Origin of the sequence: Roseateles sp. L2-2 (genome assembly GCF_050613215.1) — a bacterium.
Taxonomy (GTDB): Bacteria; Pseudomonadota; Gammaproteobacteria; order Burkholderiales; family Burkholderiaceae_C; genus Roseateles; species Roseateles noduli.
The window spans coordinates 843,710-864,283 of record NZ_CP192509.1; the positions used below are offsets into that span (position 1 = coordinate 843,710).

20 protein-coding genes are annotated in these 20,574 nt (G+C 69.7%); 8 read left to right on the plus strand and 12 right to left on the minus strand.

The window, feature by feature from the left end; genetic code table 11:
* Positions 1-51 precede the first annotated feature (51 nt).
* The 4 genes from ACQZ13_RS03915 to ACQZ13_RS03930 form a co-directional block, all read right to left on the minus strand.
* Positions 52-480 carry a TOBE domain-containing protein gene (locus ACQZ13_RS03915; protein ID WP_431049924.1) on the minus strand — a complete coding sequence of 143 codons (429 nt, stop codon included), beginning with the start codon at positions 478-480 and terminating at the stop codon, positions 52-54.
* A gap of 4 nt (positions 481-484) precedes the next feature.
* On the minus strand, positions 485-1,045 hold the full coding sequence (locus tag ACQZ13_RS03920; protein ID WP_431049925.1) for a nitrogen fixation protein NifQ: 561 nt from the start codon (positions 1,043-1,045) through the stop codon (positions 485-487).
* On the minus strand, positions 1,012-1,548 hold the full coding sequence (locus ACQZ13_RS03925; RefSeq protein WP_431049926.1) for a molybdopterin-dependent oxidoreductase: 537 nt from the start codon (positions 1,546-1,548) through the stop codon (positions 1,012-1,014). Before ACQZ13_RS03925 ends, ACQZ13_RS03920 begins: the two co-directional genes overlap by 34 nt.
* A gap of 83 nt (positions 1,549-1,631) precedes the next feature.
* A complete protein-coding gene (locus tag ACQZ13_RS03930) occupies positions 1,632-2,954 on the minus strand; it encodes a serine hydrolase domain-containing protein (protein WP_431049927.1) in 1,323 nt (440 codons plus the stop codon).
* Between ACQZ13_RS03930 and ACQZ13_RS03935 the strand changes: the two genes are divergently transcribed.
* Complete coding sequence (locus ACQZ13_RS03935; protein WP_431049928.1) at positions 2,953-3,636, plus strand: glutathione S-transferase family protein; 684 nt, start codon at positions 2,953-2,955, stop codon at positions 3,634-3,636. The two genes, ACQZ13_RS03930 and ACQZ13_RS03935, sit on opposite strands and share 2 nt — an antisense overlap.
* 6 nt (positions 3,637-3,642) lie before the next feature.
* Here the strand turns inward: ACQZ13_RS03935 and ACQZ13_RS03940 are convergent, their stop codons facing one another.
* From ACQZ13_RS03940 to ACQZ13_RS03970, 7 genes are all read right to left on the minus strand, one after another.
* Entirely contained in the window at positions 3,643-4,716 is a 1,074-nt protein-coding gene (locus ACQZ13_RS03940; RefSeq protein WP_431049929.1) for an ABC transporter ATP-binding protein, read from the minus strand.
* Positions 4,717-4,783: 67 nt separating this feature from the next.
* Positions 4,784-5,677, minus strand: coding sequence for an ABC transporter permease (locus tag ACQZ13_RS03945; RefSeq protein ID WP_431049930.1), 894 nt, complete (start codon positions 5,675-5,677; stop codon positions 4,784-4,786).
* Positions 5,674-6,507, minus strand: a complete 834-nt coding sequence (locus ACQZ13_RS03950) for a hypothetical protein (protein WP_431049931.1) — start codon at positions 6,505-6,507, stop codon at positions 5,674-5,676. The genes ACQZ13_RS03945 and ACQZ13_RS03950 overlap by 4 nt, the downstream gene beginning before the upstream one ends.
* Positions 6,504-7,478: an alkaline phosphatase family protein gene (locus ACQZ13_RS03955; RefSeq protein ID WP_431049932.1), complete on the minus strand. Its 975-nt coding sequence runs from the start codon at positions 7,476-7,478 to the stop codon at positions 6,504-6,506. Before ACQZ13_RS03955 ends, ACQZ13_RS03950 begins: the two co-directional genes overlap by 4 nt.
* Complete coding sequence (locus ACQZ13_RS03960; protein ID WP_431049933.1) at positions 7,475-8,602, minus strand: ABC transporter substrate-binding protein; 1,128 nt, start codon at positions 8,600-8,602, stop codon at positions 7,475-7,477. The genes ACQZ13_RS03955 and ACQZ13_RS03960 overlap by 4 nt, the downstream gene beginning before the upstream one ends.
* Positions 8,599-9,810: an alkaline phosphatase D family protein gene (locus tag ACQZ13_RS03965; RefSeq protein WP_431049934.1), complete on the minus strand. Its 1,212-nt coding sequence runs from the start codon at positions 9,808-9,810 to the stop codon at positions 8,599-8,601. The genes ACQZ13_RS03960 and ACQZ13_RS03965 overlap by 4 nt, the downstream gene beginning before the upstream one ends.
* A gap of 4 nt (positions 9,811-9,814) precedes the next feature.
* Positions 9,815-12,088 carry a TonB-dependent receptor gene (locus ACQZ13_RS03970; RefSeq protein WP_431049935.1) on the minus strand — a complete coding sequence of 758 codons (2,274 nt, stop codon included), beginning with the start codon at positions 12,086-12,088 and terminating at the stop codon, positions 9,815-9,817.
* Positions 12,089-12,374: 286 nt separating this feature from the next.
* Between ACQZ13_RS03970 and ACQZ13_RS03975 the strand changes: the two genes are divergently transcribed.
* A complete protein-coding gene (locus ACQZ13_RS03975; RefSeq protein WP_431049936.1) occupies positions 12,375-13,133 on the plus strand; it encodes a DeoR/GlpR family DNA-binding transcription regulator in 759 nt (252 codons plus the stop codon).
* A 264-nt stretch (positions 13,134-13,397) separates the two neighbouring features.
* Here ACQZ13_RS03975 and ACQZ13_RS03980 read toward each other — a convergent pair whose 3' ends face one another.
* Complete coding sequence (locus ACQZ13_RS03980; protein WP_431049937.1) at positions 13,398-14,357, minus strand: tetratricopeptide repeat protein; 960 nt, start codon at positions 14,355-14,357, stop codon at positions 13,398-13,400.
* Between the two features lie 193 nt (positions 14,358-14,550).
* Here ACQZ13_RS03980 and purE point away from each other — a divergent pair, with 193 nt between their 5' ends.
* The 6 genes from purE to ACQZ13_RS04010 all read left to right on the plus strand — a co-directional run bounded on the left by purE (position 14,551) and on the right by ACQZ13_RS04010 (position 20,556).
* On the plus strand, positions 14,551-15,015 hold the full coding sequence (gene purE / locus ACQZ13_RS03985) for a 5-(carboxyamino)imidazole ribonucleotide mutase (RefSeq protein WP_431053118.1): 465 nt from the start codon (positions 14,551-14,553) through the stop codon (positions 15,013-15,015).
* Positions 15,015-16,175 carry a 5-(carboxyamino)imidazole ribonucleotide synthase gene (locus ACQZ13_RS03990; RefSeq protein WP_431049938.1) on the plus strand — a complete coding sequence of 387 codons (1,161 nt, stop codon included), beginning with the start codon at positions 15,015-15,017 and terminating at the stop codon, positions 16,173-16,175. The genes purE and ACQZ13_RS03990 overlap by 1 nt, the downstream gene beginning before the upstream one ends.
* 31 nt (positions 16,176-16,206) lie before the next feature.
* Positions 16,207-17,214: an L-threonylcarbamoyladenylate synthase gene (locus tag ACQZ13_RS03995; RefSeq protein ID WP_431049939.1), complete on the plus strand. Its 1,008-nt coding sequence runs from the start codon at positions 16,207-16,209 to the stop codon at positions 17,212-17,214.
* A gap of 22 nt (positions 17,215-17,236) precedes the next feature.
* On the plus strand, positions 17,237-18,175 hold the full coding sequence (locus ACQZ13_RS04000) for an SGNH/GDSL hydrolase family protein (protein ID WP_088404714.1): 939 nt from the start codon (positions 17,237-17,239) through the stop codon (positions 18,173-18,175).
* Between the two features lie 254 nt (positions 18,176-18,429).
* On the plus strand, positions 18,430-19,827 hold the full coding sequence (locus ACQZ13_RS04005; protein ID WP_088404715.1) for an alpha/beta hydrolase family protein: 1,398 nt from the start codon (positions 18,430-18,432) through the stop codon (positions 19,825-19,827).
* Between the two features lie 30 nt (positions 19,828-19,857).
* Positions 19,858-20,556: an OmpW/AlkL family protein gene (locus ACQZ13_RS04010; protein WP_431049941.1), complete on the plus strand. Its 699-nt coding sequence runs from the start codon at positions 19,858-19,860 to the stop codon at positions 20,554-20,556.
* Positions 20,557-20,574: the final 18 nt, after the last annotated feature.

Sequence of the window (20,574 nt, forward strand, 5' to 3'; positions counted from 1 at the left end):
AATGACAAGAGCCGCCCGAGGGCGGCTCTGTCGTTTGCGGCCTGAGGGTGATCAGTCGTTGACGCCGACGATCACGCTGGAGGCCTTGAAGATCGCGGTCGCTTCGGCGCCGGCCGCGAGCGCCAGGCCGGTGGCGCTGTCGTTGGTGACGACGGCGACCAGCGCCTGACCGCCGGAGAGCTCCAGCACGACCTCGCTGTTGACGGCGCCGGTCGCCACGGACCGCACGCGGCCCTGGAACTGGTTGCGCGCGGAGAAGCGCGCGTTGCCGACGTCGGTCAGCAGCACGACCGACGGCGCCTTGACCAGCGCGAAGGCGCTGCGACCGAGCTTGAGGCCGAGCTCGTTGCGGCTCTCGCGCGTGACGGTCGCGACCACGCGCAGGCCGGAGGCGGTTTCGATCTCGATCTCGTCGTTGATGCTGCCGTCGCGGACGGCGGCGACGGTGCCTTCGAAGAAGTTGCGGGCGCTGGCTTTCATGGGGTCAATCTCCGAGGACGATGAGCGGATGGAGGGTGATCGCCGCGGGTGTCGTCGTCGGAGCGGATGTGGGCGCCGCAGCCTGATCGACGCCCATGCAGACGGCGAAGTCGCCGCAATCATCGCATTTGGGCGGACGCAGGCCGGGGCGACCGAGCGCCTCGCCCAGGCTCAGGAACAGATGGCGTTTCCATCGAAGGTTCCGCACGTTGCTGTCGTGCAGCGTGGGGAACGCCAGCCGCATCAACCGCGAGACCTCGGGGCGCTCCTGGAGCCCGAGGTCCTGCCACAGGTGGTGGCTGCCCATGGAGGCGCTGGCGAACCAGCCCGACAGCCGCGCGTGCGAGGAGTCCCTGGCCGCCCGGTGCTCGAGCAGGAAACGATAGAGCGGTCCCGTGAGCGCGGCAGGATCCGGCGCATTCGGTGGGAAGTCCCCCGCGTCGGTACGCGACTGGACGTGGCGGCCGACGGTGGCGAACAGCGTCCGATCCGCCTCGTCCCATTGGCGAGGCGCTTCGGACAGCAGCCGCGTCAGAGCGGCTTGATCTCGATCTTGCTCAGCCATTTGACGTGACGAGGTCCGCTGCGCAGGTCGCGACCGGAGACGAGCGCGATGCGGCCTTCGCCGTCGTCGAGCGCCTGTCCGTCGCGCTCGAAGATCACCAGCACGCCGGCGCCGACGTCGGTGTTGGTCAGTTCCGGCCAGGAGAAGGCGACCTTGTAGCCGTCGCTGGCGGTCGCGAGCACGGCCATGTACTTCCACTCATGGCGATCCTTGCTGACCACGCCGGCCTTCTCCAGCACGGCGGCCAGACGCACGCCGCGCACGGTGGTGGACTGCTCGCGCCCGTCGACCTCCTTCTTGAGCGTGAAGGTCCCGAGCTGGTCGGCGGGGAAGGTGCGCAGGTCGTCGACGGTGAGCGTCAGCGGCGCGCGCACGGCGCCGCCGACCTGGAGCTTCTCGGTCACGGGGCCGGCGGCCCAGACCGCCGATGCCATCGACGACATCAGCGTGAAGGCCACGCCGGCCGCCAGCGCGGCGCGACGGGTGGAAGGACGGATCGACATCGACGCTCCTGATCCCGACGCGCGGGCTGCGCGTCGATGGCGAAATATATCGCTGGATATGGCGGGGCTAGAAGCCGTTCCGATCAACGATCCCAACTCGAAGCTTTCGGACCGTACTCCCACATGAACGGCACGCCGGTCTCCCCGAGCACCCGTCGCACGATCGCCGGATAGAGCCGCTCGGCCATGACGTCGTTGGACAGCAGAACGACGCAGGCGCGGCGTTGTTCCACGCACACCATCGTGTTGCCGGTCTGATCGTCGTGGCCGCCCTTGAAGTAGCCGCGCCCTTGGGGGCCGTCGAAGACGACGACACCGAGTCCGGCGGCCAGGTCCGACCGCCGCTGCGACGCTGGCAGCTCGGGCTGCAGCGTCGGGAACTGCGAGGCTGTCGTGATCGGCGCCTGCGGACGAACCATCTCCGCGCGGCTGCGCGGCGAGAGCCCGTCGCCGCGCGCGAGTCCGGCTGCGAAGCGCGCGAAGTCGTCGATCGTCGTGTCCATCGAGCCTGCGGCGCGCACGCGGCTGCGAGGATCGTGAGGCACCCATCGGCGGGTCTCCGTCACGCCGTCCGCCAGATTGGCGGCGAAGTCCGCGCGCCACTTCATGTCCGTCATCGTCATGCCGAAGCGGTCGAACACGCGCCGCTGCATCTCCTGACCGAGATCGAGCCTCAGCCGCCCCTGTTCGAGAACGAACTGCAGCAGGATCAGGCCTTCACCGGAATACGCGTAGCGGCTCCCGGGATCGAAGTGGAAGCGCAGCTTCCCGTCCGGTTCCAGGAAGGCGAAGTTGCCGAAACCGCTGCGATGCGAGAGCAGCATCCGCGGCGTCAGCGCCCGCCACCGCTCGTCGCCGCGCAGGTCCGGCCACGGGGCGTAGCGGGAGTCCTTCGGATAGTCCGGCAGCGGACGGTCCAGCAAGGTCGCGATCGAGGCGTCGAGGTCCAGCTTCCCTTCGTCCACCAGTTGCATCACCGTGTACGCGAAGACGGTCTTGGTCAGCGACGCGCCGTACATCACCGTGCCGGTCTGCAGCGCCTGACCGCCCGCGTTGCGATGACCGTAGGTGCGTACGGCGCGGATCTGGCCGTCCTCGATCACGGCGATCGCCAGGCCCTTCACCTCGCCCGAGGTGATGGCCGCCCGGATCAGCGATTCCGCGCCCTCAGGGTCGGCGACCGTCGCGGCGGCGATCGCAGGCGCGGTCGCAGTCGCCGTTGCAGATGCGTCCGTAGACGCAGTGGTCGTGGTCGGTCTCTGCGCACATCCGTTCAGCATCGCCATCGACGCGATCAAAGCGCCCGACGCGAGGCGGAAGGTGAGCGCGAACCAGAATGCGGCGATGCCACGCGGGCTTTGGGATAACCTGTCTCTCACGGCAATCTCCCTCCAGGTGAATGACATGGCGTTGCGCCTCCACTTCCATCCGCTGTCGTCGTTCTGCCACAAGGCGCTGATCGCCTTGAACGAACTCGACATCGAGGTCGAACGCTGTTTCCTCAACCTCGGCGACCCGGCGCAGCGCGCCGAGTTTCTCGCACGTTGGCCGACCGGCAAGATGCCGCTGCTGGTCGACGGCGACCGCGTCGTTCCGGAGACCAGCGTGATCATCGAGTATCTCGCCCGGCGATACGCCGGGCCGGATCAGCAACTGATGCCGGCGGATGGGGACGCCGCGCTGGAGGTCCGGCTGATGGACCGGCTGCTCGACCTCTACGTGATGCTGCCGATGCAGGCGATCGTGGGCGATCGGTTGCGCGCCGAAGAGGACCGTGATCCGATCGCCGTGACCAAGGCGCGCGAGACGTTGACGATGGCCTACGGGATGCTCGACGAGCGCCTCGCCGATCGCGCGTGGGCCGCCGGCGAGCACTTCAGCATGGCCGACTGCGCGGCGGCGCCTTCGTTGTTCTACGCGACGACCCTGGTGCCGTTCGCACCGACGCAGCAGCGGCTCGCCGCGTACTTCGAGCGCCTGATGCAACGCCCGTCGGTCGTGCGCACGCTCGACGAGGCGCGGCCGTTCTTCAAGTTCTATCCGTATCGGGAAGCCCTGCCGACGGAGTACCGTCCTCAGGACGTCTGACGCCGGTCAGTCCTCGATCCACCGCAGCGCCGGCTCGGCGATCGCGACCTGCAGCAGGCTGCCGGGTGCGAGTTCGGCATCCTCATGCCGCCGCCACATCGTCAGCGTCTGGCCGCCGGGGCCTTCCAGCTCGCAGGCCACGCGCTGCTGACCCGGATAGCTCGCCCGCAGCGTCGCCGTGAAACGCAGCGCCGCGCAGGACGCCTCACCACACGGCCGCTCGTCGGCGAGCGCCAGCGCCTCGACGGGTGCGATCCAGTGGCCCGCGTCGCGGCGCCAGACGCCGTCCAGCGTCTGTGCGTCCAGGCGATTGAAGATCCCCAGGAAGTCGGCCACCCGACGGTTCGCCGGCGCACGCCGCAGCTCGCGCGGCGAGGCGCATTGCGCGATGACGCCATCGAACATCACCGCCACGCGATCGGCGATCTCGAAAGCCTCTTCGCGATCGTGCGTCACGATCACGCAGCTCTGGCCGAGCTCGCGCTGCAGCTGCCGGAACTGCCGCCGCAGCGGCAGCCGGAAATGCTCGTCGAGCGCCGAGAAGGGCTCGTCCATCAGCAGCAGCATCGGGCGCGTCGCCAGCGCCCGCGCGAGCGCCACACGCTGCCGCTGTCCGCCCGACAGCGCCTGCGGCAGGCGGTCGGCCAGCGCGCGCAGGTCGATCAGGTCGAGCAGTTCGTCCGCCCGCGTATCGACGAGCGCCGCTTCCTCGCCCCGCGCCAGCGGGCCGAAGCGGATGTTCTCGCGCACGGACAGGTTGGGGAACAGCGCGTAGTGCTGGAACACCATGCCGACGTCGCGCAGCTGCGGCGGCAGCGTCTGCACCTCCTGGCCGGACATGGCGATCGTCCCCTGGTCCAGGTGCTGGAGTCCGGCGATCGAGCGCAACAGGGTCGTCTTGCCGCAGCCCGACGCGCCCAGCAGCGCGACGACCTCGCCGCGCGCCAGCGTCAGGTCGATGCCGCGCAGCACCGGACGGCCACCCAGCGCGAGCTGTGCGCCACGGACCGCGAGTTGCGGCGGCAGTTCGGTCTCGGGAACCGTCGCGTCGGAGATCGAAGAAGAGGCGTTCGAGGTCATCGCACGGGGATCAAGGAAGTGGGAAGGCGTTGACGGCGACGTCGACTTGGCGTTCGCGTTGGCGTCGTCACGACGTCCAGCGCCGCGTGAGCGCGACGACCGCCGCGACGATCGCGCCGACGCCGGCGAAGGCCAGCACCATCAGTGCGGCCGCCTGGTGGCCGTTGGCGTTGCGCAGGCTGTTCATCAGCGGTTGCAGCAGCTCCAGCTGGCCGCCGAGCAGCAGGTTGGCGATCGCGAATTCCATCGCCGCCGTGACCCACGCGAGGAGGAACGCGGCGAGCAGCGCCGGCGCCAGCATCGGCAGCAGCACCCGTCGAACGGTGTGCCCATCGCTGGCGCCGAGCGTGCGACCCGCCTCGATGAGCGAGGTGGCATTCAACTGCGCAAGCGCCGATTGCAACGTCTTGTGGATCAACGGAAAGAGCGTCGGCGCGACCACGGCGACGTAGACCAGCGGCAGCGGCAGCCAGCCGCCCCAGCGGCCGACGAAGAGCTCCAGCGCGCTGATCGCGATCACCACCGGTGCGATGGCGAAGGGCAGCAGCGCGACGAGGTCCAGCGTGCGTTGCAGGCGCCGCGCGCGCGGGCCGTCGTCGAGCTGGACGGCGAGCGCGGCGGGAATCGTCGCGAGCGCGCCGCAGACCAACGCCAGCGTCGCGCTCGCCAGCGCGAGCAAGGTGGTGCGGAGCACGGCGCCTTGCACGCGCGGATCGCCGACGGCCTCGGCGATCCAGCGCCAGGTCGGATCCTCCGGCCACCAGTGGCGGTCCCAGCGTCCGGTGAGTCCGTACACCAGCAGTGCCGCCATCGGGACGAGCACCACGATCAGCAACGCCGTCAGCGCCGCCGTCGAGATCAGGGGACGGTTCGCCGTCGACGCGGACGACGCGGACGAGCGGGTCGAGCGGGTCGAGCGGGTGGACGGGGTCGGCGTCGTCGACCGGGATGTGGCGTTCATGCGCGGCCTTTCCGAAGCCGCGCGGCCAGCCAGCGCGTCAGGCCGATGACCACGGCGAGCATCAGGAACAGCACGAGCGCCAGCAGCGCCGACAGCTCGGGCTGGGCAAAGATGTCGCCGCTGACCAACGAGGCGATGCGCACCGCCAGCACGTGGGCGGCCGTGCCGCTCAGCGCGAAGGGCGTGGCGAAGGCGGCCGCCGCGTTGGCGAAGAGCAAGCCGAAGACTTCCACCAAGCTGGGCAGCATCAGCGGCAGGCCGATGCGCCGCCAGTACAGCACGGGCCCGGCGCCGAGCGTCGCGGCCGCGTCCTGGAGCGAGCCGTCCAGCATCTTCACCGGCGCGATGAGCAGCAGTGTCGCCAGCGGCGCCTGGAAGCAGACGTAGGCGAGCAGCAGGCCGTCGAGTCCCTGCAGATCCACCCACGGCGCGAGCCCCGCGGCCTGCATCGCCGCCGTCACGATGCCCTGCGCGCCGAAGAGCAGCAGCAGCGCCACCGCGAGCGGCACGCCGGAGAAGTTGGCGCCCAGGCTCGCGAGCAGCGTGACTGCGGATTCGATCCTGGGCACGCGCAGCAGCGCGATCGCCGCGCCGAGTCCGATCGCCAGGCCGATCAACGCGGACAGCGCGCCCAGCCACAAGGTGTTCCAGGCCGCTTCGAGGTAGTACGTGTCGGCGGTCAGCTCACCGATCGCGCAGCCGTTGCCCTGGCCGACGCAGTCGACGAGCAGCGCGATCGCGCGCCAGCCGAAGGGCAGCAGCAGGGCCGCCGCCGTCAGCAGCAGCAAGGGACCGGCGAGCCGCGTGGCGGTCCGCGCATTCAGGCTCATGCCGTCGCGCCTCCCGGGGCGGCGGCGATGCCCAGCCGTTCAAGGATCCAGCCGGCGATGGCGGTCTGCCGTTCCGGCAGCGCCAGACCCACCGCGCCGTCGTGCGGCACCCAGACCAGCGGCACCTCGCGCTCGACCGGCAGCGGACCGCCGTGCATGCGGTCCGCGTTCATGCCGTGATCGCTGGTGACCAGCAGGTCGAAGCCTTCGGCGTGCCAGCGCGGCAGCAACTGCGCGAGCAGCATGTCGAGCTTGCGCGCGCTCATCGCGTACTGGGTCGATTCGCCGCCGTGCACGTGACCGGCGAGGTCCGGTCCCATCGGATGGATGAACAGCAGCGACGGCCCCTGGACCGGCAGGTGCGCGCGGCGCAGCGCCTCGGCATCGGCCAGCAGATGGCTGTCGGGATAGTCGTCTTCCCAGTACCAGCGCGCGGCCTGGAGGCCGCAGCCCTCAGGCACCGCGTCGCGATGCCGCAGCGGATCGAAGACCTCGCCCGCCAGCAGCTCGTAGAACCAGTGGTACGCGGCGATCGCCGCCGGAACGCCTTGCGCGTCCAACTGCTGGAACAGGTGGTGCGAGAGCGCCTGCCCGGCCTGGCCGTTGCCGAGGATGCCGTGCGTCAGCGGCGGCTCGCCGTTGATCACCGTCGCGTACAGCGGGCGCGACAGGCTCGGCAGCTCGCAGCGCAGCGAGCGCCACTGCGCGCGACCCGCCTCGTTGAGCGCCTGCAGGTAGCCCATGTAGTCGCGCGCGGTGTCGGCGCGCAGACCGTCGGCCAGCAGCACGACGAGCTTGCGCGCGGGATCCGCGGCCTGCGCAATCGCGGCGGCGGCCTCTGCCGCAGCGTCGAGCGACGACGAGGACGCCGGCAGGACGGCAGCCGGCGCGGCCGAGGTAGCGCCTGCCGTGGAGGTGGGCGTGTCGGCGTTCGTCGGGACGCCGGGAAGCGGGGCGGCGTTCTGATTCATCGCGCGGCTCCCAGCACGTCGCGCTGCCACGCGCGCGGCAGCTTCTTGACCTCCTCCGTCCAGACGGCCGGCTTCAGCGCACGCGCCTTCGCGTACTGCGCTTCAGGCACCAGCAGCGCCTTCAGATCCGTCGGCAGCGGCAACTGCGCGATCCGGATCGGTCGAGCATGGCCGCGCGCGAGGTTCATCTGCCCCGCGTCGCTGAAGATGTATTCCCTCGCCAGCATCGCCGCGTTCGGATGCGGCGCCCAGCGGTTGAGAATCGTCGTGTAGCCGCTGGTGACCGAACCGTCGGAGGGGATCAGTACCTCGTAGTCCGCCGCGTTCGGCAGCTTCGCCCGGTAGGACAGGGCGTTGAAGTCCCACAGCAGGAAGACGTCGGCCTCGGCGCGTTCCATCAGCGCGGGCGTGGCGTTGGTGCCGATCAGCCGCTTGTCCTTGGCGATCTGCGCGAACGCGGCCAGCGCCGGCTGCAGCTTCGTCTCGTCGCCGCCCAGCGCCACCGCGGCGGCCAGCACCGCTGCGTTCGACTGCGCCGCGCGGCCGACCTCGCCGATCATCACGCGCGCCTTGGACGCGAACAGCGCCTGCCAGCTCCGCGGCACGTCCTTCAGCCGCTTGCGGTTGACCGCGAACGCGATCGTGCCCGTGTACGCCAGCGCCCAGTGTCCTTCGGCGTCCTTGGCCCAGTCCGGGATCTGCGCCCAGGTCGTGGGCTTGTAGGGTTGCGTGATGCCGCGCGCCTTCGCGATCGCGCCGAACTCGAAACCGACGTCGCCGAGGTCCGCGCTCGCGTTGGATTTCTCGGCCTCGATCTTGGCGATCTCCTCGGCGCTGCTCATGTCGGTGTCGACATGGGCCAGGCCGTAGAGCCGCTGCAGATCGGCCCAGGTCGCGCGCCAGTTGGCCCAGTCGTCGGGCATGCCCAGGCTGTGCACGCGGCCTTCCTTGCGCGCGGCGGTCATCAGCGCGTCCAGCGCGGCAGAGGCCGGCTGGCCGCCCTGGGCCGCCTGGGCGAGGGCTTCAAACGCAAAAAGCCCGAACGAGGCGGGCAGGGTGGCGGGCACCAGGGCAGGCAGCGAAGCGGGCAGGGTCCGCAGCAGGCTGCGTCGGGACAAGGTCATGCGGTCTTCTCCTTGGCCGGGAAACGCAGGCCCGACAGCGTCAGTTCCTTCGTCACCTTGGCCTTTCCATTCACGTCGCACAGCGCGAAGCGCAGGCGGAGATCATCCTCCCCTTCGGTGACAGGCTCGACGTCGAGCAGACCGAAGTTCAATTCCGCCATCACCGCGGAGCGCCGGTTGCGGTTGGGCGTGGGGATGTCCCAGACCTCGGTCAGGCCGCTGGAGGTCGCGTCCCACAGCGGATAGCCGCCGGCGACGTCGATGCTGGACATCTCCGCGTAATGCATGTCTCCGCTGAGGAAGACGACGCCTTCGGCGCGCGTGCTGCGGATCAGCTCGACCAGCCGCGCGCGTTCGCGCGGGAAGTTGGCCCAGCCTTCCCAGCCGCTGCCGTCGGCCGCGAACTGCACGCTGGAGCCGATCAGCCGCACGTCCGCCGGCACGCGCAGCTGCGCTTCGAGCCAGGTCCATTGCGCCTCGCCGAGCAGCGTCGCTTCGAGCCGGTGGTCGGGCACGTACCAGCCCGTCATCGGCTGTCCGCTGAGCTTGGCCCGCAGCACCATCGCCGCGTAGCTCGACTTCAGCGACGGATCCGCCGTGAGCATCGTGCGGTTGAAGCGCAGGTCCGGCAGGATCACCTGGATGCGCCGGCCGAGCGCCTCGAAGACGTAGCTCTGGTAGATGCCGTCCGCGCGCCGGCGCGGCGAGTCCGCCGGCTCGTTCCACGCGTCGCAGAACAGCTGCTGCGAGAGCTGCTTGAGCGGGTAGTCCGCGCCTTCGTCGTCGTCGCCGAAGTCGTGGTCGTCCCAGATCGCGACGTGACGCGTCGAACGCCGGAACGCCTGCAGCGGTTCGACCGCCATGAACTCGGCGTAACGCTGGCGCAGCGTGGCCTCGTCGCGGGCGTCGGCGTACAGGTTGTCGCCGAGGAAGACGAACAGGTCCGGCTTCGTCGCCCCGATCGCCCGCCAGATCGGCTGCGGCTTGGACTGTTTCGCGCAGGAACCGAAGGCGACGCGGAAACGCCGGGGCGTTTCTGCATCGACCTTCGTCCCCAGGTCGGCAGTCGGGGTCGCCGGGTCCGCCGTGGCGCAGCCCGCCAGCGGCGCGGCCATCGGCACCGCGAGCGAGCCCGCCAGCAGCTGACGGCGCGTCAGCCGGGCGCCCGCTTCCACGGGTCCCTTCACGTCATCGACGTCCCCGGCCATGGCCTCAGAACTTCCCGGTCAGCGTCACGAAGAACTGACGGGGCGCGCCCGGCAGCAGCGTGGCGTAGGTGCCGTTCGGATCGCTGTTCGTGAAGCCGTTCGAGCCGATCGTCGAGATGTAGTGCTTGTCGAACAGGTTGGTCACGCTGCCTTGCAGGCTCAGCTCGCGCAGCATCGAGATGTTCTTGAGCTTGTAGCCCGCGCTGACGTTCACCAGCGTGCGGTCCGGGACAGAGGCGTCGTTCAGGTAGGAGTAGTAGCGCTTGGACATGTAGTCCACGCCGATGGTGCCGAACAGCGCGCCGTCGTCGTAGCCCAGCTGCGACTTGATCATGGTGTCCGGTGCGTCGGCCACGCGCTTGCCGCGGATGGCGATCGTGTCGGTGCCGCTGACCACGTCGTCGCGGTAGGTCGACTTCGACAGGCTCACGCTGTTGTACCAGGTCAGCGCCGAGGCCAGGCGGAAGGACAGGGCCGCTTCCACGCCGGTGGCGCGCACGTCGCCGACGTTGGACAGCACGACCGGGTTGCCCTGGATGCCGGTGCCTTGCTGCACGCTCAGCAGGCGGTCCTTGAAGTTGACCAGGTAGGCGCTGACCGAGCCTTCGTAGCCTCGGCCGCTGGTGCGCCAGCCGGCTTCGATGGTGTCGGAGGTTTCAGGCTTCAGGCTGCCCTTGATCGCGTCGAAACCGGCGGTGCTCGTCGCGAACGGCGAGGTGCCGGTCGCGGCGCCCTGGTAGGCGCGCATGTTGCGGGCCAGCGTGCCGTACAGCTCGTTGTTGGCCGACAGGCGGTAGTTGATGCCCAGCTGCGGCAGGAAGCCCTTCTCCGCGTTGATCGAGCCCGACGGCATGTTGGTGCCCATTTCCAGCTGGCCGTCGATCTTGACCTTCAGCGCCTTGAAGCCGGCGCCGACGGTCAGGTCCTTGGTGACCGACCAGGTGTCCGACAGCGAGAACTGCGAGGTCTTCGTGTTGAACGCGTACTGCCACTGCGTCAGGAAGGGGTTGCTCGGGAACTGGTAGACGCTCATGCCGGCCGAGGCGGCGTAGAAGCGGCGGGCCTGGTCGAAGTCGTTGTCCTCGAACCAGACGCCGGCCTTGACCAGGTGGTCGCCGAGGTCGAACTCGGCGTTGGAGACCACGCCGCCGCGCTTGATGGCGTACTCGGTCGTGCGCACCGAGATCGGGGTGCCGTCCGGCGAGGCCTGGTACGGCGTGAACCACAGGCCCATGCCCTTGTTGTGGTGGTAGTAGGCGGTCGTCTTCCAGGTGATGTTCTGCGCCAGGCGCAGGTCGGCGGAGACGCCGTACAGCTCGTCGTTGCGCAGGCCGGCGCCGGCGTAGTACTGGTCGTCGCAGGCGGCCACGTAGGTGCTGCCGTTGTTGCCGCACAGCGTGTTGGCGGCGTTGATCGCGGCGTTCCAGTTCGGATAGAAGTTGTCCAGCGTGTCGCCCTTGCGCTTGATCAGGTCCAGCGACAGATCCTGGTAGTCGACTTCCTTGCGGCGCGAGGTGTTGATGAAGGCCGACAGGCGGCTCTCACCGATCGCCTTGGTCCACTTCAGGTTCCACTGCTCCTGCTTCTGCTGGCCGTCGCCCTTCCACTTGTCGGCGTCCTGGTTGGTGTAGCTGACGTAGAAGTCGCCCACCACGGTGCGGCCGCTGTCCACGCGCACGAAGGTGCGGGCGGCGGAGTCGCTGCCCACGGTCTGCGAGGCGCGGAAGCCGAACTGCTGCAGCGGGTCGCTCGAATAGAACTGCAGCGTGCCGCCCAGGTTGCTGGACGAGGCCGCTTCCAGCGCGCCGGCGCCTTGCGACAGCGAGGCGCGGCCGACGTTCTCGCTGGAGATCGCGCGGCTGATGTGCAGGCCGTTGAAGTTGCCGTAGGACATGTCGCCCAGCGGCACGTCGTCGAGGGTGAAGCCGAGCTGGTTCTGCGAGAAGCCGCGCACGGTGAAGCGGGTCGACCACTCGTAGTTGCCCAGGCCGTCGGCGGACTGGAAGTTCACGCCGGGCAGGCGGGCGACGGTCGCCAGCGGGCTGCTGCCGGCCAGAGCGTTGTCGAACTCGGTCTGGCTCAGGCTCTGCACGGAGCGCAGCTGGCCGCGGCCGACGGAGACGGTGACGCGTTCGAGCTCGGAGCGATCGGACGACGACGAGGAGGCGGTCGTGTCGGCCTTGGCCGCATCGGTCGCCGGGGTGGATTGAGCGGCGGCGGGGAAGACGTAGGCCAGGCTGAGGGCCAGGACCAGGGCGGTGGGCATCGGGTGCTTCATGGTGGGGACTCGGTGCGTTGAGGTGTCGGAGGAGACGTCGGCAGAGAAGCCGGTTTGACTAACGAACGGACCGCACTGTCACAACCGTCCACGACAAGACAACGACAAACACGAAAAACCACAGCCGAAGTCGCCTCAGGTGCTGGATATCCACAACATCACAAATAAATCCTCAAACTGTCATGAAGGCGCTGCGTGGGTTTGGGTGAATGCGAAGTCCGGTGACGGCCGACCCCATCGACAGGACTGGGGCGGTCCGGGCACCTGCAGGGAGAACGAGCGATCCATGTGGTCCCAGGAACGACACGACAAAATCCTCTTGCTGCTGCGGGAGCGGCACCGCCTCACCACCGACGAGGCGGCGCGCGAGCTCGGCGTGTCGCGCGAGACGGTGCGGCGCGACCTGATCGAGCTGGAGCAGGGCGGCAAGCTGGCCCGTGTGCACGGCGGCGCGGTGCAGTCGGAGGTGCCGCCCGAAGCCAGCTATGCGGAGCGCGCGCAGTCGCGTCGCCGGCAGAAGCAGGCGATCGCGCGGCAGGCGATGTCGCTGGTGAAGCCGGGGATGAGCCTGTTCATCGACGCGGGATCGACGACGCATGCGCTGGCGCAGGCCTTGGCCCAGGCGCAGGAGCTGCGGGTGATCACGAACTCGGTCGCGGTGTGCGACGCGATGGCCGGGCGCCAGGGGCACGAGCTGCTGATGCTGGGCGGGGCCTACGTGCCGGAGACGTCAGGGACCTTCGGCGAGTTCACCGTCGCGGAGATCGCGCGGCATCGGGTGGACATTGCGCTCATTTCTCCGACCGCGCTCGATGCGCGGCAGGGCGCTTCGAGCTATCTGTGGGCGGAAGTGGCCGTCGCGCAGGCGATGCTGGCGAGAGCGCGGCAGCGGGTGCTGCTCGCCGATTCCAGCAAGCTGGGACAAGGCAGCCGGATGCAGGTCTGCGATTGCGCGGACATCGATGTGCTGGTCACCGACAACGAGGCGGATCCCCAGGAGCTGGATCGGCTCACCCGCGCCGGGGTGGCGCAGGTGGTGTTCTGAGAGGTTCAGTACTTCCACCGCCGCTGGCCCTCACCCCCACCCTCTCCCGCAGTGCGGGAGAGGGGGCCACCCCAGTGATCCTGCTACGAATGGCTCGGTGCATTCTCACCCCCTCTCCCGCTTGCGGGAGAGGGGGCCACCCCAGTGATCCTGCTACGAATGGCTCGGTGCATTCTCACTCCCTCTCCCGCTTGCGGGAGAGGGCGGGGGTGAGGGGCGCGCGAAGCGCGCTGGGTCTAGGCAGGCAGCGGGCCTGGGGTCAGGTCAGAACAGCGCCATGCTCAGCTTGCGGCGGTACTGGTCGACCAGCGGATCGGACGGGGCGACGGTGTTGTGGCCCGACAGCTGCAACCCGCCCGCCTGCGGCGCGGCGGCTCCGTGCGCCGCGGGCGCCGGCTTCGTCATGATCTCCAGGATGGAGACGTAGGTCTTGCGCGCGAGCTGGTCGTTCCAGGTCTTGTCACGCATGATGATCTCCAGCAGCTCTTCCATCGCGCCGGTGAAGTCCCGGCCGGCGAAGAGACCCTGCGCCAGCGCGAAGCGCGCATCGAAGTCGCGCTTGTTGTTCGCGATCGCCGACTGCAACGCCGCCGGGTCCAGGCCTTGCTCGGCGCGGTCCGCCGCAGCGATCCACGCGGCCAGCGCCTGGAATCTCGCGTGCGGCGTGATGGTGTCCGCGGCCTGGTGCGCCACCGGCGCGAACGCCGCCTTGGCATGTTCCAGTTGATCGTCTTCCAGCAGCGCACGGATCAGGTCGAAGCGCGCCGCCTCATTGTTCGGATCGGCCTGCACCGCCGCCTGCAGCTTCTGCAGCGCGCCGTCGGCATCGCCTTCCTCCAGCAGCGCCTGCGCCTCGGCCAGGTCCTCCTCGGCCTCCAGCGCCTCGCCGGTCGGGACGTGACGGTCCAGGAACTCGCGGATCTGCGCCTCGGGGATCGCGCCCACGAAACCGTCCACCGGCTGCCCGCCGACGAACATCACGCAGAAGGGGATGGACCGCACCCCGAAGGCCTGGCTCAGCTGCGTGGCGATCTCCGGCTGGTCGTCGCTGTTGAGCTTGGCCAGCTTCCACCGGCCCGCGTAGGCCACTTCCAGCTTCTCCAGCATCGGACCCAGCGTGCGGCAGGGACCGCACCACGGCGCCCAGATGTCCAGCAGCACCGGCTGCTGCATGGAGGCCTGCAAGAGGTCGGCTTCGAAGTTCTGGAGGGTGATGTCGGTCATGGTGGGGGCAGCGGGGCGGGAGCAGGAGGCGGCACGGTGGCTGGACCGGACGACCGTCGGGCGGACGTCGAACGGCAAGAACGGCACCTGAGGCTCCCCGCCTACAATTCAAGGTTTCACGATTTGACAGATCGAGGACCGACCCGTGAGCAGCGCCACCACTCCCGACATCGCCCCCGTCATCGGCGTGGTCATGGGCTCCAGCAGTGACTGGGAGACCATGAAGCACGCCGCCGACATTCTCACCGAGTTCGGCGTGCCGTTCGAGGCGCGGGTGGTTTCGGCCCACCGCATGCCCGACGAGATGTTCGCCTACGCCGAACAGGCCGAAGGCCGCGGCCTGCGGGCCATCATCGCCGGGGCCGGCGGCGCCGCCCACCTGCCGGGCATGCTGGCCGCCAAGACGCTGGTGCCGGTGCTCGGCGTGCCGGTCGCCAGCCGCCATCTGCAGGGCGTGGATTCGCTGCACTCGATCGTGCAGATGCCCAAGGGCATCCCCGTGGCGACCTTCGCGATCGGCAACGCCGGCGCGGGCAACGCGGCACTGTTCGCCGTGGCCGTGCTGGCCCGCGACAACCCGGACCTGCGCGCGAAGCTGGATGCCTTCCGCCAGCGCCAGACCGCCGCCGCCACCGCGATGACCGAGGAGCTGCGCTGATGCCGCTGCTGCCGGGTGACGCGACGCTGGGCGTGCTGGGAGGCGGCCAGCTGGGCCGCATGTTCGTCCATGCCGCGCAGGCGCTGGGCTATCGCTGCGTGGTGCTGGACCCGGATGCGGCCAGCCCCGCCGGCGCCGTGGCCCAGGAGCACCTGAAGGCCGATTACCTCGATCCGGCGGCGCTGGACGACCTCGCCCGCCGCTGCGACGCGATCACCACCGAATTCGAGAACGTGCCGGCCCGCGCGCTGGAACACCTGGCGCGCGTGCGCGTCGTCGCGCCCGGCGCGTCGGCCGTGGCGATCTGCCAGGACCGCGCCCGCGAGAAGGCCCACTTCGACGCCAGCGGCGTGCCCTGCGCGCCGTACGCCGTGCTGGGCGCGGCCACGGACCTGGGCACCGTGCCGGACACGCTGCTGCCCGGCATCCTCAAGACCGCCCGGCTCGGCTATGACGGCAAGGGCCAGCGCCGCGTCGCCGACCGCGCGCAGCTCGCCGCCGCCTTCGATGAACTGGGCCGCGTCGACTGCGTGCTCGAACAGATGCTGCCGCTGGCGCTGGAACTGAGCGTGCTGGTCGTGCGCGGCGCCGACGGCGAGGTCGTGACCTTCCCGGTCCAGCAGAACCTGCACCGCGACGGCATCCTGGCCGTGACCGAGGTGCCCGCGCCCGACGTGGACGAGGCGCTGCAGGCGCAGGCGCGCCGCTCGGCCGCCGCGATCGCGACCGGCATGGGCTACGTCGGCGTGCTGTGCGTGGAGTTCTTCGTGCTGAAGGACGGCCGCCTGGTCGTCAACGAGATGGCGCCGCGTCCGCACAACTCCGGCCACTACACGATGAACGCCTGCGACGTCTCGCAGTTCGAGATGCAGGTCCGGGCGATGACCGGCCTGCCGCTGCGCGAGCCGCGTCTGCATTCGCCGGTGGTGATGCTGAATCTGCTGGGCGATCTGTGGTTCGACGCGGACGGTCGCGAGCGCGCGCCCGACTGGGCCGGCGTGCTGGCGCTGCCCGGCGCCGAGCTGCACCTGTACGGCAAGGCGCAGGCGCGCCACGGCCGCAAGATGGGCCATCTGAACGTGATCGGCGCGACGGCCGAGGATGCCCGCGCCAGCGCCCGACGCGCCTGCGCGCTGCTCGGCCTGCCCGAGACGTGGTGAACGTGCTGAATCTGCTGAGCGTGGTGACGACGTGGTGAAGGATTCCGGCTTCCAGGTGCTCGACGGCCAGTCGCCCGAGGCGGTCCGCGCGACCGCGCGCGTGCTGGCCGCCGGCGAACTGGCGGGCGTGCCGACCGAGACCGTCTACGGCCTGGCGGCGCGCGCCGACCAGGACGAGGCGGTGGCGAAGATCTTCGCCGCCAAGGGTCGTCCGAGCGACCACCCGCTGATCGTGCACGTGCTCGACGAGCAGGGCGCACGCGTGTTCGGGCAAGACCTGTCGCCGGTCGCCCACCAGTTGATCGAGGCCTTCTGGCCCGGCCCGCTGACCCTGATCGTGCGGCGCGTGCCCGGCATCGCCGCGGCGGCCGCCGGCGGCCAGGACACGGTGGGCCTGCGCTGCCCGTCGCATCCGGTCTTCCGCGCGCTGATGGCCGAGTGCCGCGCCCTCGGCGTCGAGGGTCTGGCCGCGCCCAGCGCCAACCGTTTCGGCCGCGTCAGCCCGACCACCGCCGCGCACGTGGCCGATGAGTTCGACCCCGGCCTGACCGTGCTGGACGGCGGCCCCTGCGACGTCGGCATCGAGTCGACGATCGTCGACGTCAGCCGCGGCGGCCTGGTGCTGCTGCGCCCCGGCGTGCTGACGCCGGAGCAGCTGGAAGCCGCCGCGGGTCGCCCTTTACACGCGCCCGACGCCCAGGCGCCACGCGCGTCGGGCACACTCGCTGCGCATTACGCGCCGCGCGCGACGGTCCGGCTGATGGACTCCGAAGCATTGCGTACAGCGCTGTCGGGCGACCGTCCGGCGGGGCTGGCGGTATATTCCCGCTCGTCCTTTGACGGGACGGACGCTCCGGCGCTGCACCGGGCCATGCCGGCCCAGGCGCGCGCCGCGGCGCGTCAGCTGTTTGCCGTCCTGCGCGAGCTGGACGCGGCCGGCGCGACGGAGATCTGGATCGAGGCGCCCCCGCAAGAGGCCGCCTGGGATGGGGTGCGGGACCGCTTGTCCCGCGCGGCGGCGGCTTTCGCGCCCCGCTGAGTTTTCGAGATTTGGAGAGTTCATGAAGAGTGTGAAGCGCCACCTGGCCGTGCTGCTGGGTGCGACCGCGATGCTGGCCGCCTGCGGCGGCGGCGGCGAACAGATCGACCCCTTCCGTCCGACGCGCGTCCTCGCCTTCGGCGATGAGACGAGCACCATCCGCTCCGACGGCACCAAGTACTCGATCAACGGCACCGACGCGACCACGTCGGCCGTGACCTGCACCCTGAACCAGGTCTGGACGCAGCAGCTCGCGGGCCACTTCGGCCTCGTGTTCGCCGAATGCAATCCGGACAAGCTGGCCACGCCGACCGCGCGCATGTACGCCGCCCCGAACGCCAAGGTCGCCGACGTCCAGGCGCAGATCGACCGCCAGTTCGCGCTCGACGGCTTCAACCCGAAGGACCTGGTCAGCATCCTGGCCGGCGCCAACGACATCCTCGAGCTGTACGCGCAGTTCCCGGCGCAGGACGCCGGCACGCTGGGCAACGCCGCCCAGGCGCGCGGCGAGGCACTGGCCGCGCAGGTCAACCGCATCGCCGACGCCAACGGCCGCACCATCCTGTCCACCGTGCAGGACCTGGGCCTGTCGCCGTTCGCGATCCGGGAGAAGTCGCTGCACGCCGACACCGACCGCGCCGCGCTGCTGACCGAACTGTCGCGCCGCTTCAACGCCGGCCTGCGCCTGAAGATCCGCAACGACGGCCACTTCATCGGCCTCATCCTGACCGATGAGCTGATGGGCACGATGAGCCGCTTCCCGACGCTGTACGGCGCCTCCAATTCCACCGACGTCGCCTGCCTGGCCAGTTCGCTGCCGCCGGTCTGCACCGACAAGACGCTGGTGGCCAACGCGACCTCCGCGACTCACATGTGGGCCAGCGACCGCCTGGTCGGTCCGATCATGCACAACAACATGGCGTCGCAGGCCATCAACCGGGCCATCAACAACCCGTTCTAAGGTCGAATCTCCTGCGCGCATCGCGCGCCGCTTGATGACGGAAGTGTTGCAGCCGCGCCTCGAAGGGGTCAGGTTGTGCGTCCGTCATCCCAAGGACCCTGGCATGCTGTGGCTTGTCAGGGTTTTCCTTTTGTAAGCGTCGACGGACGTGCGCTTAAAGTGATCCCTGAGAAAAACGAACGACCGTTCGATTTAGTGCCGACCGCGATGCCAGGACGGTGCAGACGACGGAGACAACCCCTGGAGAAGTCCGAATGAACAGCCAATTCAAACTGGCCAGCCTGACGCTGGCCGCCGTGGCCATGCTGAGCGCCTGCGGCGGCGGCAGCAATCCTTCGAGCGACGATCCCCCGCCGGCGCGCGGCACGCTGGAGCTGGGCCTGAAGGCCGGCGCGGCCACCGCCGTGCAGATCGACGCGGGCACCCTGGCCAAGGGCATCCAGCCGATCAGCGGCAAGGCCGCCTGCGACGTGGACGTGCGCTACGTCTACTACTGGACGCGCGATCCCCAGGGCCTGCCGGCCACCGCCTCCGCCGCCGTGCTGGTGCCGGCCGGCACGGGCGCCGCCTGCACGGGCAACCGCCCGGTGGTGCTCTACGCCCACGGCACGACGACGGACCAGGCCTACAACATCGCCGACATCCAGAACAACGCCGAAGGCTCGCTGGTCGCGGCGTTCTACGCCGCCCAGGGCTTCATCGTCGTGGCCCCGAACTACCTCGGCTACGACCGTTCGGGCTCGCAGTACACGACCTACCTGAACGCCGAGCAGTCCGCGATCGAGATGATCGACGCGATGCGCGCCGCCAAGACCCACCTGGCCGCCGAGAGCGCCGTCAAGCCGTCGGCCAAGCTGCTGCTGGCCGGCTACTCGCAAGGCGGTCACGTCGCGATGGCCACGCAGAAGGTGATGGAGCGCGACTACGGGACCGAATTCCCCGTCACCGCCGCCGCGCCGATGTCCGGCCCGTACAACCTGGTGGGCTTCAGCGACACGATCGTGAACACCGGCCCGGTCAACGCCGGCGCGACGCTGTTCCTGCCGCTGATGCTGACCAGCTACCAGAAGGCCTACGGCAACATCTACGCGGCACCGACCGACGTGTACGCGTCGCAGTACGCCGCGACCGCCGAGACGCTGTTCCCGTCGAAGAAGTCGATCACCACGCTGATCCAGGAAGGCAAGCTGCCGAACGACCCGACCTTCACCAACCTGTTCGGTACCGGCGGCCTGCTGAACCCGGCCTTCAAGACGGCGTACCCGACCTCCAACTTCCGCAAGGCGCTGGTGACCAACACGCTGCTGGGCTGGACGCCGAAGGCGCCGGTCGCGCTGTGCGGCGGCTCGGGCGACCCGACGGTGTACTTCACCAACACGGTCCAGGCGCAGGCCGACTTCGGCTCGCGCGGCAAGCTGTACCCGGCGTCCAACCTGGAGAGCTCGGCCTCCATGGCCTGGGCCGGCCAGGTGACGGCGGCGACGATCGCGGGCGGTTTCGCGCAAGCCAAGGCGGCCACGTCCGCCGCGGCCGGCGGCGGTGCGGCCGGTGCGGCCGCGGTGCAGGGCGCCTATCACGGCACGCTGGTTCCGCCGTTCTGCAACGCGCTGGCGCGCGGCTTCTTCCAATCGGTCCTGGCTGCTCAGCCGTAATCGTTGACGACCAGTACGGAGACATCATTCATGAAGAAGAACATCACCCTCATCCTGGCCGCCTCGCTGATGGCACTGGCGGGCGCCGCCCGCGCCGAGGAACCGGCGGTCGGCACGCACACGGTCTACCTGGGCCTGGCGCACATCGACGTGAACAGCAAGGCCGGCCCGCTGGAAGGCGGCAGCCGCCAGTTCCCGGCGCCGGGCGCGCAGATCCGCGTCGGCGACGCGACCACCACGGGCTTCGGCTACACCTACCGCTTCGCGCCGCGCTGGAGCGCGGAACTGGCGCTGGGCATCCCGCCGTCGCACAAGATCTACGGCAACGGCGTGCTCGCCAACGCCGGCCAGATCGCGGTCGTGCGCCAGATGCCGCCGACGGCCTTCGTCAACTACCACCTCGGTGAGTGGCTGCCGAAGTTCCATCCCTTCGTCGGCGCGGGCGTGAACTACACCTACTTCGAGAAGAAGCGCAGCACGCCCACCGGCGACGCGATCAGCGGCGGCCCGACCCGCATCACGCTGGAGAACTCGTGGGGCCTGGCCGCCCACGCGGGCTTCACCGTGGCCTACACGAAGCAGTGGTCGCTGAACGCCACCGTGGCCTACGCGGACGTGCGCAGCAAGATGCGCTCGTACACGACGACCAAGGACGGCGTGGAAGAGCTGCACACGGACATCAACTTCCGTCCGGTGGTGTACACGCTGTCGCTGGGTTACTCGTTCTGATCGGACCTCTGATCGAAC